Source organism: uncultured Methylobacterium sp. (assembly GCF_964244095.1).
Classification (GTDB): Bacteria; Pseudomonadota; Alphaproteobacteria; order Rhizobiales; family Beijerinckiaceae; genus Methylobacterium.
Genome location: NZ_CAXTHR010000109.1, coordinates 1 through 14,174 on the forward strand (window position 1 = coordinate 1; position 14,174 = coordinate 14,174).

Consider the following 14,174-nt stretch of genomic DNA (forward strand, 5'->3'; position numbering starts at 1 on the left):
GGTAGCCGAGCTCGACCAGCACGCTCGGCACGTCGGGGGAGCGCAGCACCTTGAAGCCGGCCTCGCGGTGCGGTTTCGTGCTCATCTCCATCACCGGCCCGAGCGCGCCCATCAGGGTCCTGGCAAAGCCCGACGAGAAGCCGCGGGTCTCGCGCAGCGTCAGTTCCTGGAGGATGTCGGCGATCTCGGGCGGCCCCTCCCCGGCCTCGGCGCCGGCGGCGGCGTCAGCCCTGTTCTCGCGCTCGGCGAGCTTGGCGGATTCGGAATCGGTCGCCTTCTCCGAGCCGGTGTAGATCGTCGCGCCGCGCACCTGCGGGGCGGCGGAGATCGAGTCCGCGTGGATCGAAATGAACAGGTCGGCCCTGGCGTCGCGGGCGAGCCGCACGCGCTCGGAGAGCGGTACGTAGACGTCGCGATCGCGGGTCATCGCCACGCGGTAGCGGCCGGCGGCCTCCAGCCGGGCGGCGAGCGCCTGTGCGAACCCGAACACGATGTCCTTCTCGAACACCCCGCCGACGGCGACGGCGCCGGGGTCGATGCCGCCGTGGCCGGCATCGATCATGATCAGCGGGCGCCGGTCGGGGATGCTTGCCGGCATCGCGGCCTTGCCAGGCGCGGGCGCGAGGTCGCCGGCGACGGCGGCCTTGCGGAAACCCTCGCGGTCGGTGCGCTGGAACGGAACGGTGAGCAGCACGGCGCCGTCGCGCGGGCGCGTGACGGTCTCGATCCGCCCGACGGCCGCCGGGCCGGCGAGATCGACGACGATGCGCGAGCGGCCCGGCGCGAACAACCCGTAGCGGAACGACTGCACGAGCCCGTCGCGGCGGCGCCCGCTCTCCGGGTCGAGCTGGAAATTGACCTCGGCGAGGTCGATCACCGCGCGGTCGGGCCGCTCCATCACGAAGGCGCGGGCCTCGACCGCCCTCGACAGGGTCAGGGTGAGCTTGGTGCCGCCCGGTCCGGTGACGAGCTCGGCCGCGATGGCGACGGCCGGCGGCGCCCGGTCGCCGTCCTGCGCGCGGGAGCCCGGTGCGCCGGCGAGGGCGAGCCAAGCGGTCAGGATCGCGGAACGGATCAGGCGCGCGGATCGCTGCATCGGTGTCGAGACTGCCTCCCGTGCCCTCCGTTACGGCATAGGATCGGCATGGTTAACCGATGGTTTCCGGCCGGGCTCCGATCGCGCCGCGCCTGTGGCCGGAACGCGACAGCGGCCACCGGCGAACGCTGTTTCAGCGGTGCGCGACGATGCGGGTGGCCCGGCGGGCGATCTCGGTCCAGCAGGTGAGCGAGGCGTCCGCGGCGCGCTGGATCTCGCTGACCTGGAGCCGGATCGCGTCGGCCGGCGAGCGGGCGTCCCTGAGCGCCTGGAGATGGGCGAGCGTCGCCGAACTTTCGCTGCGCATGAAGGCGAACAGGGTCTCGCCCAGGCCGCCGAGGTCCTGTCGCAGGGGCGTGGCCGCCCGGCGGCCCGCACGCCACGAGGCTGGCGACGGGAGTGCGTGATCGGACGGCGGCGCGGGCGGTTCGTCGGGCACGGCCGGCCGGGCGGGCGGCGGGGTGGGCGCTTTCAGCGGCACCACGTTGGCGTAGCGGTCGCTCGCGGGCGCGGCGGCCCGCTCCGGAACGTGCGCGGCGTCCGGCGTCGGCGCAGCCTCCGGGAGCGGTGCCGCCTCCGGCATCGGCAGGGCGTCCGGCGTCGCCACATCGGAGAGGTTCGCGTCGGCCGGGACCGGCACGGCAGCGAAGAGCTTGACCGGCTCGGGCGCCGGCGCGGCGGCGGCCAGGACCTCGGGCGAGGCCGTGTCCATCAGGCGGGCGTGCAGCGGCTCCGGCATCGATCCGGGGACGGGCTCCTGGGGCGTCGGGGGCGAGGCGCCCGCGATCGCGGGAGCGGGCTCCGGCACGGTGGCGCGGATCGCCTCGGCGACCTCCGGGGCGCCGGCCCGCGGCTTGCGCGGCGGGGCGGGGTCCCGGCCGGATGATCGTCCCTGCGGCGTCCGTTGCCTGCCCATCGCGAAGTCCCTTCAGGTCGTCCTCGATCGAGCCAGGCGGGGCTCGCGGCGAGTCCCGACCCTAGACCAGATGCCGCCCGGCGCAAGGCTCGACGGGGCCGGCGCCGGGCCCTCGGCTCAGCGCGCGGCGTTTTGCGCGAGGCTGCCGAGATCCTTGGCCTGCGCCTGCATCGCGGCGATCTGGCTGCGGACGAACTCGGATTGCAGCGTGAAGGCCTCGCGCAGGTCCTTGGTGCGCACGAGCTTCTGCGCGAAGTCGAAGGTGGCGTTGGCGTTGGTCTGGGCATGGTCGAAGCCCTTGGCGACGGCGGCCTGCATCGAGGATTGCAGCGTCAGCCCCGACGACTGGACCTGCTCGGCGGCCTTGAGGGCGTTGCCCATCAGGGTGCCGACGGCGGTGCGGGCCTGGTCGACGCTCTTCTCGGCGAAGTCGCGCATCTCGGCCGGGATCTCGAAGGTGGGGGTCTGCATGATCGTCTCCTCGAAGGGGCTTCGTCGCGGGCCGCCGCGAAGCGGCTTCCCGAACGGACCGGACTTATGTTGCGTTGCAACAACAAGTCAAGAAGCCTCTTCGCCTCCCCAGGATCGCATCGAATAGGCAGGATCGGCCCTCGGGGGATCGCTCACGAGGCTGTGACGCCCCCCGGACGATCAACCGGCATCGCCGTTACAGCAATCGCCGACGGAGCGGACGCGCGTGTTCGGACGCCTTCGCGCATCCGCCGGCCGACGTCTCGGGGCAAGCTTGGCCTGTGCTGTCCGCGTGGGCCTGCCGGTCTCAGTGCGGGTGCGCGGCCGGCGATCCGGTCGGCGCGCCGGTTGGATCGTGCTGCGCTGCATCAAGGGGCTCGCGCCGGAGGCCGGCATAGAAGCCGGCGAGCGCGCGAGCGTGGCTGGCGATCGTCATCGGCGCCGCCCAGAAGCGGGCGTGGGCGGAAAGGCCCATCGCCGCGGCGCGGGCGTCGTCGCGCAGGGCCGCGAAGGCGGCGGTCAACGCGGCCGGGCCCGGCGGGACGACGAAGCCGCTCGTCCCGTCGGCGACCGCCTCGGCGGCGCCGGAACGGTCGGAGGCGACCACCGGGATTCCGGCACTGAGCGCCTCGTAGACGGTGAGCGGGCCGGTCTCGAACCAGCGCGACGGGGCGGCGAGCGCCCGGGCGCGGCCGCGCAGGATCGCCTGCACCGCCTCGGGCGAGCGCCAGCCGAGCAGTTCCACGCCGGGCCGGCCGCGGAGTTCCGCCTCCAGGGGCCCGGTGCCGACGAACACGGCCGGCAGGCCGGCGGCCTGCGCCGCCGCGGCGACGAGGTCCGCCCCCTTCTCGCGGGTGAGCCGGCCGACATAGGCGATCGCGTCGCCCCGCGCGGGCGCGGCCGGCGCGGCCGGCGCCACCCGCACCGGGTTGTCGATGCGGTGGTGCCGCAGGCGGTAGCCGCCGAGCATTGCCCCCATGCGCGCGCGGCTGGCGTCGCAGACGTGGACGACGTGGAGGAGATGCCCGGACAGAACCCGCCGCGCGACCGCGGTGCGGGCGACGCGCACGAGCTTGTGCAGCCGGCTCCGCGCATCGCAGGGTGCCGCGATGCAGGCGGCCGAGAGCGGTGCGAGGGTGCAGGGCTCGGCCGTGTCGAAGCGGTAGTAGACGCCGTTCGGGCAGGCGAGGAAGTAGTCGTGCAGGGTCAGCGCCACGGGCGCGCCGGTGGCGAACAGCACCGGGAAGATCGCCGGCGACAGGCTGCGGGTCCACTGGTGGACGTGGATGCAGTCCGGCGGCGCCGGCAGCCGGGCGAGCGCGTCGCGCAGCGCCCGCGCCGCACGGACATGCCAGATGCCGGCGGCCGCCGCGGCCAGCGGATGGCGGCCCCAGACGTCGGGAAGGCCCAGGCAGAGGCGGCGCACGCGGGCATGGTCGAGGAGTGGGTCGACCGGGCCGGCGACCGCCTGGACGTAGGTGACGTCGATGCCGGCCTCGGCGAGCCCGCGGGCGGATTCGAGCGCGACCTTCTCGGCGCCGCCGCTCGGGCCCGCGAACTCGGCCAGGATCACGACGTGCATGGCGCCAACCGGGGACGACGCCGCGAAGCCGCGGCCCGCCTCCGGTTTACGCGGGATCAACTGCGTTCCGGTAAACGTCTCCGGTCCTCGGCCATGCGGGAGCCGCCTCGTGCACGTCGTCCTCGTCGCCGACCACGCCTACGTCAACGGCGGCCAGGCCAAGGTCGCCCTCGATTCCGCCCTCGGGCTGGCGGCGCGCGGCGTCCGGGTGACGCTGTTTGCCGCCTGCGGCCCGGCCGACCCGCGCCTCGCGGCCGCCGGCATCCGCGTGGTCTGCCTGAACCAGGACGACGTCTCGACCACCAGGAACAAGCTCGCCTTCCTGGTCCAGGCGATCTGGAACGGCGAGGCGGCACGGCGGCTCGCCGCCGAACTGGCGCTCTGCGATCCGCGCGACACGGTGGTCCACGTCCACGCCTTCGCCAAGGCGCTGTCGCCGTCGATCGGCGTCGCGCTGCGGCGCTCGGGGCTGGCACTGGTCTACACCCTGCACGAGTTCTTCCTGGTCTGCCCGAACGGCGGCTTCTACGAATACCCGGCCGCCGCGATCTGCCGCCGCACCCCGATGTCGCGCGCGTGCCTGACGACCGACTGCGACGCGAAGAGCTACCCGCGCAAGCTCGCCCGCGTCGTCCGCCACGTCGGGATGACCCGGATCGCGCGGCTCCCGACGATCTTCCGCCACGTGGTGACGATCAGCGACCTGCAGGAGCGGGTGGTGGCGCCCCTGCTGCCGCGCGGCACCACCTTCCACCGGGTCGACAACCCGATCTCCGTGGCCCGGGCGCCGGTGCGGGAGGAGGCGCCCGGCGACTTCCTGTTCGTCGGGCGGATCTCCACCGAGAAGGGCGCGCCGGTCTTCGCGGAGGCCGCGCGGCGGGCCGGAATCCGCGCGGTCTTCGTCGGCGACGGCGAGCAGCGGGCGGAGCTCGCCGCGCGCTATCCCGAAGCCGCCATGCTCGGCTGGCGCGACGCAGCGGGCGTGCAGGCGCTGATGCGCCAAGCCCGCGCGCTGGTGTTCCCGAGCGTCTGGTACGAGGGCCAGCCGCTCACCGTCTACGAGGCGCTGGCCTGCGGGACGCCGGTGGTGGTGAGCGATGCCTGCGCCGGCCGCGAGGCGGTGATCGACGGCGAGACCGGCTTCCTGTTCCGCTCCGGCGATCCCGACGCGTTGGCGGCCCACCTGCGCCGCCTGACCGACGACGCGCTCGCGGCCCGCATGGGCCGAGCCGCGCATGCCCGCTACTGGGCAGCTCCCCTGAGCCTCGATGCTCACCTCGATCGCCTCGGCGGCGTCTACGCGGCGGTGCTGCGCGCGGGCGCGTCCGGCCGCCCCGCGGCGCGGCCCGCCGGGCGCGGTCCCTCGCTTGCGGATCGCGGGCGGGTGAAACACTCCGAGCCCGCCTCGCGTTGACGTCCCGTCGGCGCCCGCATGGCGCCCCCGCGAGGCTCAGGAGTTCGCCCGATGACCGACGACAGCAAGACGCCCGACGGCGTGGACGAGGCGGGCGTCCAGCAGGGCGGCGCCAAGCCCGACGACAAGGCCAACCCGGCCAACCACCCGGACAAGCTGGAGGAGCGCCTCGACGACGCGCTCGAAGAGACCTTCCCGTCGAGCGATCCGATCTCGGTGAAGATCACCAAGTAGGACCGCCCGGACGTCGCCCGAGCCGGTGCGTCCCCTCGGCCGACGCTCGGGCGCGCGGACCTCCGGACCGATCCCTTCCCGGCCCGGCCGGGAAGCGGCGAGAGCCCTCGGCGGCGACGCCGGCCCGAAGCGCCGGCACGCTTTCGCCCCATTGCTCGGCCACAGCGCGCGGCTCTCCCGGCAGGCTGATGCCGGTGTCGCGGGCGTCCACCCGGCACGCGCAGCCTGCGCGCCGACGACAAGGACACCGATGAGCCGTCGCTCGACCGCGCGCAGCCCGAGGGGTCGCCGCCCGCTTCGTTCGATGTTCGCGGCGTGGCTCGCCGCCCTGCTGCTCGTCCCCGTCGCCGCCTACGCACAGGACCCGGCGGCGCAAGCGGCGCCGCAATCCAAACCCGCGGATGCCAAACCCGCGGACGCCAAGCCCGCGGACGCCAAGCCGGCGCTGCCCAAACCCGAGATGCCGGACGCGCTGAAAGCCGTCCGCGCCAAGCTCGACGCGGCCAAGACCGACCTCGCCGGGCGCGAGAAGGAACTGTCGCGCGCCGATCTCGGCACGCCGGAGCTCGCCGCGATCCGCGACGGCGTCGGCCCCGTCACCGACCAGATCCGCACGATCATCGATCGGCTCGACGCGCCGCTGGAATCGGCCCGCGAGCGCCTGGCGCAGCTCGGGCCGAAGCCCAAGGAGGCGGAGGAGAGCCCCGAGGTCGCGCTCGAGCGGGTCGAGCGCGAGGCCGCGGTGGCCCGCATCGACGAGACCCAGCGGCTGGCGCGCTCGCTCCTGGTCCAGGGCGACCAGATCGTCGACCGGGTGTCGAACCGCCGCCGCGAATCCTTCACCAAGGGGCTGTTCGAGCGCACGCAGGCCCTGGTCAGCCCGCAATTGTGGAGCCGGGTCGCGGCCGACATCCCCCGCGACACGCGCTCGCTCCAGGGCGCGCTGTCCGACATCGTGCTGCTGTTCTCGCGCAACGGCACGGCCGGCAACCTGCTGCTGCTCGGCCTCGCCTTCGGCATCTCGATCGCCCTGTATTTCGGCCGGCGCAACATCGCCCCGCGCTTGGGCCGAAAGGACCTCGTCGACGGGGAACCGACCCGGCGGCAGAGCCTGCTCGCGGCCTGGCGCGTGCTGCTCCTCGGCACCGTCCCCGCGGTGATCGGGAGCTACGCGGTCTACTACGCGCTCGACGCCACCGACCTCCTGCCCTCGCGCCTGCTGCCGGTGGCGGGCGCGATCCTCGCCGGGCTCGCCTTCATCGCCTTCGTGGAGGCGCTGTGCGACGGCCTGCTCTCGCCGGAGAAGCCGGCTTGGCGGCCGGCGCCGGTGGGCGATGCCGCCGCGATCCGCGTGACGCGACTCGCCGTCGGCATCGCCACGGTGATCACCGTGGCGAAGTCGATCGAGGCGCTGAATTCCGGCCTCTCGGCGGCGCTGCCGATCTCCATCGCCACACGCGGGATCGGCGCGGTCGCGACCGCGCTGATCCTCGCCATCGGCCTGCACCGCTTCGCCGACAAGGACGAGGAGGAGGAGGCCTGCTTCGGCCCCTACGTGCCGACGAAGACCACCACCGGCATCGGCGGCCCCGCCCGGCTGATCGGCTGGGCGGCGGTGGGCGTCATCGGGGCCGCGGCGGTCGGGGGCTACGTCGCCTTCGCCGCCTTCCTGATCGACCAGTTCGTCTGGACCGCGAGCCTGCTCGTGCTGCTCTACCTGCTGGTGCAGAGCACCGACACCTTCGTCGGCGGGGCGCTTGCGGACGAAACGCGCTTTGCCACCACGCTCCAGGCCAATACCGGCCTGCGCAAACGCTCGCTCAACCAGATCGCGGTGCTCGCGACCGGCGCGGGGCGGGTGCTGTTGTTCCTGGTGGTCGCGCTGCTGGCGCTGGCGCCCTGGGGCCTCGATTCGACCGACATCGTCTCCTCGATCCGGCAGGCGTTCTTCGGGTTCAAGGTCGGCGACGTCACGGTCTCGCTCTCGACCATCGCGCTGGGCCTGGGCATCCTCGGGCTCGGCATCGCGATCACCCGCGCGGTGCAGCGTTGGCTGGAGCAGGTCTACCTGCCGGCGACCGACCTCGACGCCGGCTTGCGCAACTCGATCTCGACGGTGTCGGGCTATTGCGGCTTCCTGCTCGCGCTGGCGCTCGCCTTCTCGTACCTGGGCCTGAGCCTCGAGAAGCTGACGATCGTCGCCGGCGCGCTCTCGGTCGGCATCGGCTTCGGCCTGCAATCGATCGTCAACAACTTCGTCTCGGGGCTGTTGCTGCTGTGGGAGCGGCCGATCCGCGTCGGCGACCAGGTGGTGATCGGCGACAGCGAGGGCATCGTGAAGCGCATCTCCGTGCGCTCCACCGAGATCCAGACCTTCGACCGCTCGGCGGTGATCGTCCCGAACTCGAACCTGATCTCGGGGATCGTCAAGAACCGGGTGCGCGGCGACCGCACCGGCCGCGTCTCGATCACCGTGAGCGTCCTGCGCAACCAGGACCCGGTGCGTGCCGCCGAACTGATCATGGACTGCGCGCAGGCGCATGCCGACGTGCTCAAGGAGCCGGCCCCCCGCGTGGTGTTCCGCAAGATCGGCGACCCGTTCCTCGAATTCGAGCTCGTGGTGATGATCGTCGACGTGACGCTCGGCCTGAAGGTCCAGACCGACCTCAACTTCGCGGTGTTCAAGACCCTGTCGGAGGCGGGCTTCATCCCGCCGCTCGGGCCGGGCTCCAGCGTCGTCACGGTCCAGGGCCTCGACGGGATGCAGGAAGCCTTCAGCGAGATCGCCGGCCGGTTCGGGCGTCCGCCGGCCGAGCCGGCGCCGGACGAATCCGCCCGCGGCCCGCGCGACCGGGGCTTGCGCAGCGCGGGGGCGTGATCGCTCAAACCGCGCGGATCGACGTACCGAACGTGCGAAACGTGTTCCGCCCGGCGGCCTTGGCGGCGTAGAGCGCGGAATCCGCCCGGGCGAACGCCTCCGCGGACGAGGCGCCCGCGATCGCCGCGATGCCCACCGAGGCGCCGATCAGCACCGAGGCCGTGCCGCAGCGCATCGGCTGCCCGAGCGCCCGGACGATCCGCTGCGCCAGCGCCTCGGCGACGCCGGGGGCGGGTTCGCCGTCGAGCAGGATCGCGAACTCGTCGCCGCCGACCCGCGCCACGAGGTCGGCCCTGCGGCAAACGCCGGCAAGCCGCCGGGCCGCCTCCTTCAGGCAGGCATCGCCCACCGCGTGCCCGAAGGTGTCGTTGACCGGCTTGAACCCGTCGAGGTCGACGAGGACGAGGAGCCCGGCCCGCTCCGCGCAGAGGGCCGCGAGCCGGTCCTCGAAGCACATCCGGTTGGCGAGCCCGGTCATCCCGTCGAACTCGGCGCGGTGGCGCGCCCGGTCGGCGGCGAGCTTCTCCTCGGTGATGTCCTGCTTGATCCCGAACAGGCGGACGGGCACGCCGCCCTCGGAGTCCACGCTCGCCGTCAGCCGGAGCCAGCGGCGCCGGCCCCCGGCCGTGGTGATCTCGGTGTCCAGGCGGAAGCCCGTGCCCGCCGCGAGCGCCCGGGCGCGAACCGTCTCCAGCGCGCGCAGCGACGGGCCGGTGTAGTGCTCGAGGGTGCGCCCGCGCCGCAGCGCCGACCCGCGCGGGATCTCGAACAGGTCGTAGACGCCGTCCGACCAGACGAGCGCCTCGTCGCGGAGCCGGCATTCCCACAGCCCGATCCCGGCCGCGGCGGAGGCGCGCTCGAAGGTCCTGTGGCGGGCGGCGAGTTGATCGGCCTCGGCGCGGATCAGGCGCAGCTCGGCCTGGGCGCGCCGGATCGCCGCCGACGCCTGGGCGACGTCCGGGCGCTCCCGATCCGAGAGAACGTGCAGTCCGGTCATGCGAAAAGCCGCACCCCTCACCATTCGCCGGGCAGGGGGCGAATCTAGGCCGAGCGTGCTTTAAGAGTTCCTAAGCCATGAGCGGCCGCCGCCGATGCGGAGTCTCGGGAGCGGCCCTATATCCGCAGCGACAGCCCGCTGATCGCGGGCCGGTGGCGCGCGGCGGGTCGGACACGTGGTCAGCATCGCACGATACCCGGGCGCATTCCTGGCGCTCGCCGGCGCGGCGTTCCTGTCGGGCTGCGCCGCCGACACGCCGACCACCGCGGCGCTGCCGAGCCTGTACCTGCCGCTGTCCAGCAACACGGCGCAGCTCGACACGCAGGCCGCCCGCGACATGATCTCGGCCTATCGCCGCGGCAGCGGCGCGCCGCCGCTCGCCCTCGACCCCGACCTGCAGCGGCTGGCGGAAGCCGAGGCCGCGGCGATGGCGCTCGCCGACCGGCCGAGCAAGGCCCAGACCGTGAAGGCCGCCGTCGCGCGGCTGGGCTTCGCCTCGGCCGACGCCAACCTCTCGGCCGGCTACCGCACGCTGGCCGAGGCGTTCTCAGGCTGGCGCGACAGCCCGCCCCACGACGCGGTGATGCGCGACCCGAAGGCCGGCCGGATGGGCATCGCCACCGCCTTCGCCCCGGGCTCGAAGTACAAGGTCTACTGGGCGCTGCTGACCGCCAAGTGATGGTTGTCGCCAAGTGATGGTCACCGCCAAGTGATGGTTTTCGGAGTTTCGCGGGTGATGCCATGCCGTTGAAGCCGCTCCTGCTCGCCGTCTGCCTGGCCCTCGCGGCGGCGGGCGCCCGGGCCGAGCCGCTCCGCCTCGTCCTCGGCACCGCGACCCCGGGCGGCGGCTTCCCGGCCTACGGCGCGGCGCTGGCGGCCTCCGTCCGCGAGGCCGATCCCGACCTCGTCGTGGAGACGCGCGCGACGGGCGGCTCGGCGGAGAACCTCGGCCTGCTGCGCGCGGGGACGGTGGACATCGCCCTCGTCCAGGGCGAGTTCGCCTACGCGGCGCTCGAAACCGGGGCGCCGGCCGCGCGTCTCACCGTCGTCGCGCCGATGTACGCGACGCCGGGGCTGCTCGTCGTGGCGGCCGCGAGCCCGGTGCGGACGCTCGCTGACCTGCGCGGAAAGCCCGTCGCGCTCGGCACGCGGAATTCCGGCCTCACCATGATGGGCCGGGCGGTGCTCGCCGCCTCCGGGATCGACCCCGAACGCGACATCACGCCCATCCTGCTGGAGCAGGCCGGCGACGGGCCCGGGCTGGTGGCCGACGGGCGCGCCGCCGCGCTCTGGGGCGGCGGCCTCGGCTGGCCGGGCTTCACGGCCGTCGCGGCGGCGCCCGGCGGTGCGCGCTTCATCGGCCCGAATGCTGCGGCGATCGAGACGGTGCTCGCGGCGCGATCCTCGCTCCGGCGGATGACCGTGCCGGCCGGCAGTTTTCGCGGGCAGGAGGCGGCGATCGAGACGGTCGGCTCGTGGAGCCTGATCCTTGCCCGCCCTGGCCTCGAACCGGCCGCCGCCCATCGCCTGATCGCGGCGATCGACCATGCGCGGGAGGCCCTGGCGAAGCGCCTGCCCCAGGGCCGCGACAGCGACCCGAAGAACCTCGCCGCCGCCGTGCCGCCCGATACGCTGAACCCCGGCACGGCGCGCTATCTCGCGGAGACCGGCGTGCCGCGGTGAAGTCTACGGCAGCCCCTTCGCCGGCGGCGTCGGAGGCGCCTCCTTCAGCAGCGTCACCGTCACCCGGCGGTTGGCGGCGATGTAGGGGTTGTCGGGAAACATCGGCTCCGTGTCGGCCTTGCCGGCGACCGAGGCGAAGCGGTCGTCGGGCACGCCCGCGCCCGCCAGGATCTCGCGGACGCTGATCGCGCGGTTGGCCGAGAGTTCCCAGGGCGGCGCGGCCGGGCGCCGGCCGGGCCGCTCGGTGCTGGTGAAGCCGGTGATCGCGATGCGGTTTGGCATCTGCCGCAGCGCCGGGGCGAGCTTTTCCAGCAGGCGGCGCGTCCGCTCGGTCGGGCGGCTCGACCCCTCCGGGAACATCGCGCGCCCGTCCTGGTCGACGATCGAGAGGTCGAGGCCGCGCTCGGTCCTGCCGATCATCACGTTCTTGGACAGTTCGGCGATCTCCGGCAGGTCCTGCAACGCCTGCCGCAGCGAGGCGGCGGCCAGCCCGAAATTCTCCGGCTCGCCCTGGTCGGTGAGGCCGTACTCGCTGCTGGACGCGATCTTCGGCGGCGTGGTGCGGTCGGTCGCCTTCTCCGGCGGGATGTCGCGCAGGTCCTTGACGTGGTCGGCCGCCGGCAGGCCCTCCGCCTCGATGATGCCGGCAAACCGCGATTCCTTGTTGACACCGAAGGCGTCGCGCATCGAGCCCGCCACCGCCTGCATCTTCTTCTGATCCTGCGTCGAGTACGCCGCGATCATCACGAAGAAGCTCATCAAGAGCGCCATCAGGTCGGCGAAGGTGACGAACCAGCCGTGGCCGCCATGCGCACCGCCGCGCTTCTTCTTAGCCACGGGACGGTGTCCCGATTCGTTTTGCGGCAATCGGCCGAAGACGGCCGATTGCGCCCGCCGCATGGGCGGTGGCGCTGAGAGGGGGAGAGGTTATCCAGGCCCTGGCGTCTCCCGCCCCCCTCTGCGGGGGCGGGCGGCCCGCAAGCTCAGTCGGGAGAGGGGGGCGCGTTGTCCGGAGAGGTCGCTCCCCTCTCCCGACCCCTGCTGACGCAGGGGCCACCCTCCCCCGCAAAGGGGGGAGGGAAGCGTGCCGAACGAGATTCCGTCCGTGCAACGGCATACGTTGGCTCGCCGCCTGAGCTGCATCATCGGCCGCGGAGAGTCTCAAAAAACTCACGCCGCCGCCTCGGACATGTCCTCGCGGGTGTTGTGCGGCAGGTAGGCGATCAGCATCTCGCGGACCAGCGAGGAACTCTTCTGGTCGCGGATCAGCAGGATGCCGTCGATGATGAGCGAGCGCGAGACGTCCTCCTCCTCGAGCTTGAGGTGGAGCTTGTCGGCGATCGGCAGGGTGATCATGTTGGCGATCAGCGCGCCGTAGAGGGTCGCGAGCAGCGCGGTCGCCATGGCGGGCCCGAGCTTCGAGGGGTCCGACATGTGGGCGAACATCGTCACCATGCCGAGGATCGTGCCGATCATGCCCCAGGCCGGGGCGCAGTCGCCGAACGCCCGATAGATCTTCGAGCCCTCGTCGAGGTGCATCAGGAAGTTGTCGCGGTCGCGCTCCATCGTGTCGCGGATGAAGTCGCGGTCGTAGCCGTCGGCGATGTAGCGCGCGCCCTGCGCCAGGAACGGATCGGAGATCTCGAAGTTCTCCAGCGCCATCGGCCCGGACTTGCGCACCAAATCGGCGATCTTGGTGATCTCCTCGATCAGCTCGCGGGGTTTCACCGCGCGCATGGTGAAGGCGAAGCGCAGGCCCATCGGCAGGCCGTGCAGGATCGTCGAGAACGGAAACCGCATCATCGTCGCCATGGTGGCGCCGCCGAAGATGACGATCATGGCGTGCTTGTCGTAGTAGGCGCCGAAATCGCCGCCATCGATCATGATCAGCGTGAAGACGACGCCGAAGCCGCCGAGCAGCCCAACACCGGTTGCGAGATCCATGAGAGGGGCGCCTGACGCGAGAATCCGGCCGCGTTGGCGCAAGGGCGCGCTTGTGGACCGCTCACGACCAGGGTTAGGAAATCTTGCTGAACGAACCGTAAAGGCCGACCGCGCCGCATCGGCCGTCAGGCGCCGTTCAGCCAGCCCCCGGCATAAGCCGTGACGCGCCAGGAGGCCGGAAGGCCCGTCGAACCGGGATCTTTCGATCCTGATCGGCCTCTCGGCCGTCCGGTTCCCGGACGGGGCGCGACGAAGAACGAAGCCCGGGCCGCGTCCGCGGAACGGGTCGGGGGAGGAGGCGCGGGGCCCGGGCAACACGGGCCGCGCCGGGGTCGGTTCGGAGCTGACATGTCGCTGGTTCGTCTGTACGCGCGGGTCCTGGGTCTCCTGGGCAACGACAAGCGCCTCGCCATCGGCCTCGGGTTCGCCAACGTCGCGCTGGCGGTGGCGGCGTTTGCCGAGCCGCTGATCATGGGTCGCATCATCGACGGGCTCACCCACCTCAAACGCGGCGGCAACGGCCTCCAGACCATGCTGCCGCTGATCGTGGCCTGGGTGGCGTTCGGCTTCTTCACGATCGCGGCCGGCGTCGCCATCGCGCTCCACGCCGACCGGCTCGCCCACCGCAACCGCCTCTCGACGATGGCGAACTACTTCGAGCACGTCCTCGACCTGCCGCTCGCCTTCCACTCGGCCAACCATTCCGGCCGCGTGCTCAAGGCGATGCTGGAGGGCACCAACGGCATGTCGGCGCTGTGGCTCGGCTTCTTCCGCGACCATTTCGCCGCGCTGGTCTCGCTCGGCGTGCTGCTGCCGCTGACCCTGTTCGTGAACTGGCAGCTCGGCGCGATCCTGCTGGTGCTGGTGCTCGTGTTCACCGCGCTCACCACCTTCGTCATGCGCCGCACCGAGACGCTCCAGGACCGGGTCGAGTTCTTCAACTCGGGGCTGGCCGCGCA

At 72.8% G+C, this 14,174-nt stretch carries 13 protein-coding genes; 6 read left to right on the forward strand and 7 right to left on the reverse strand.

The window, feature by feature from the left end; genetic code table 11:
• The 4 genes from ACFE86_RS16075 to ACFE86_RS16090 all read right to left on the reverse strand — a co-directional run.
• The coding region (locus ACFE86_RS16075) for an N-acetylmuramoyl-L-alanine amidase (protein WP_375456334.1) at nt 1-1,096 on the reverse strand (1,096 nt) is incomplete at its 3' end.
• A gap of 133 nt (nt 1,097-1,229) precedes the next feature.
• Complete coding sequence (locus tag ACFE86_RS16080; RefSeq protein ID WP_375456335.1) at nt 1,230-2,012, reverse strand: phasin family protein; 783 nt, start codon at nt 2,010-2,012, stop codon at nt 1,230-1,232.
• Between the two features lie 117 nt (nt 2,013-2,129).
• Nucleotides 2,130-2,483 (reverse strand): phasin, encoded by a 354-nt coding sequence (locus tag ACFE86_RS16085; RefSeq protein ID WP_375456336.1) that lies wholly within the window; start codon nt 2,481-2,483, stop codon nt 2,130-2,132.
• 307 nt (nt 2,484-2,790) lie between these two features.
• A complete protein-coding gene (locus tag ACFE86_RS16090; RefSeq protein ID WP_375456337.1) occupies nt 2,791-4,065 on the reverse strand; it encodes a glycosyltransferase family 4 protein in 1,275 nt (424 codons plus the stop codon).
• A gap of 109 nt (nt 4,066-4,174) precedes the next feature.
• Here ACFE86_RS16090 and ACFE86_RS16095 point away from each other — a divergent pair, with 109 nt between their 5' ends.
• The 3 genes from ACFE86_RS16095 (at nt 4,175) to ACFE86_RS16105 (ending at nt 8,591) form a co-directional block, all read left to right on the forward strand.
• A complete protein-coding gene (locus tag ACFE86_RS16095) occupies nt 4,175-5,479 on the forward strand; it encodes a glycosyltransferase family 4 protein (protein ID WP_375456338.1) in 1,305 nt (434 codons plus the stop codon).
• 51 nt (nt 5,480-5,530) lie between these two features.
• The gene (locus tag ACFE86_RS16100) at nt 5,531-5,713 is read left to right on the forward strand and encodes a hypothetical protein (RefSeq protein ID WP_375456339.1); all 183 of its coding nucleotides are present in this window, start codon (nt 5,531-5,533) and stop codon (nt 5,711-5,713) included.
• Between the two features lie 250 nt (nt 5,714-5,963).
• Nucleotides 5,964-8,591, forward strand: coding sequence for a DUF3772 domain-containing protein (locus tag ACFE86_RS16105; RefSeq protein WP_375456340.1), 2,628 nt, complete (start codon nt 5,964-5,966; stop codon nt 8,589-8,591).
• A 4-nt stretch (nt 8,592-8,595) separates the two neighbouring features.
• Here the strand turns inward: ACFE86_RS16105 and ACFE86_RS16110 are convergent, their stop codons facing one another.
• Complete coding sequence (locus ACFE86_RS16110; RefSeq protein WP_375456341.1) at nt 8,596-9,588, reverse strand: diguanylate cyclase domain-containing protein; 993 nt, start codon at nt 9,586-9,588, stop codon at nt 8,596-8,598.
• A gap of 208 nt (nt 9,589-9,796) precedes the next feature.
• Between ACFE86_RS16110 and ACFE86_RS16115 the strand changes: the two genes are divergently transcribed.
• Entirely contained in the window at nt 9,797-10,267 is a 471-nt protein-coding gene (locus tag ACFE86_RS16115; RefSeq protein ID WP_375456346.1) for a CAP domain-containing protein, read from the forward strand.
• A 62-nt stretch (nt 10,268-10,329) separates the two neighbouring features.
• On the forward strand, nt 10,330-11,271 hold the full coding sequence (locus ACFE86_RS16120; protein WP_375456342.1) for a TAXI family TRAP transporter solute-binding subunit: 942 nt from the start codon (nt 10,330-10,332) through the stop codon (nt 11,269-11,271).
• 3 nt (nt 11,272-11,274) lie between these two features.
• Here the strand turns inward: ACFE86_RS16120 and ACFE86_RS16125 are convergent, their stop codons facing one another.
• Both ACFE86_RS16125 and ACFE86_RS16130 read right to left on the reverse strand, forming a co-directional pair.
• Nucleotides 11,275-12,108: a flagellar motor protein MotB gene (locus ACFE86_RS16125; RefSeq protein ID WP_375456343.1), complete on the reverse strand. Its 834-nt coding sequence runs from the start codon at nt 12,106-12,108 to the stop codon at nt 11,275-11,277.
• 333 nt (nt 12,109-12,441) lie between these two features.
• Nucleotides 12,442-13,215 (reverse strand): motility protein A, encoded by a 774-nt coding sequence (locus ACFE86_RS16130; RefSeq protein WP_375456344.1) that lies wholly within the window; start codon nt 13,213-13,215, stop codon nt 12,442-12,444.
• 348 nt (nt 13,216-13,563) lie between these two features.
• On the opposite strand from ACFE86_RS16130, the gene ACFE86_RS16135 reads away from it, so the two are divergent.
• The coding region (locus tag ACFE86_RS16135; protein WP_375456345.1) for an ABC transporter transmembrane domain-containing protein at nt 13,564-14,174 on the forward strand (611 nt) is incomplete at its 3' end.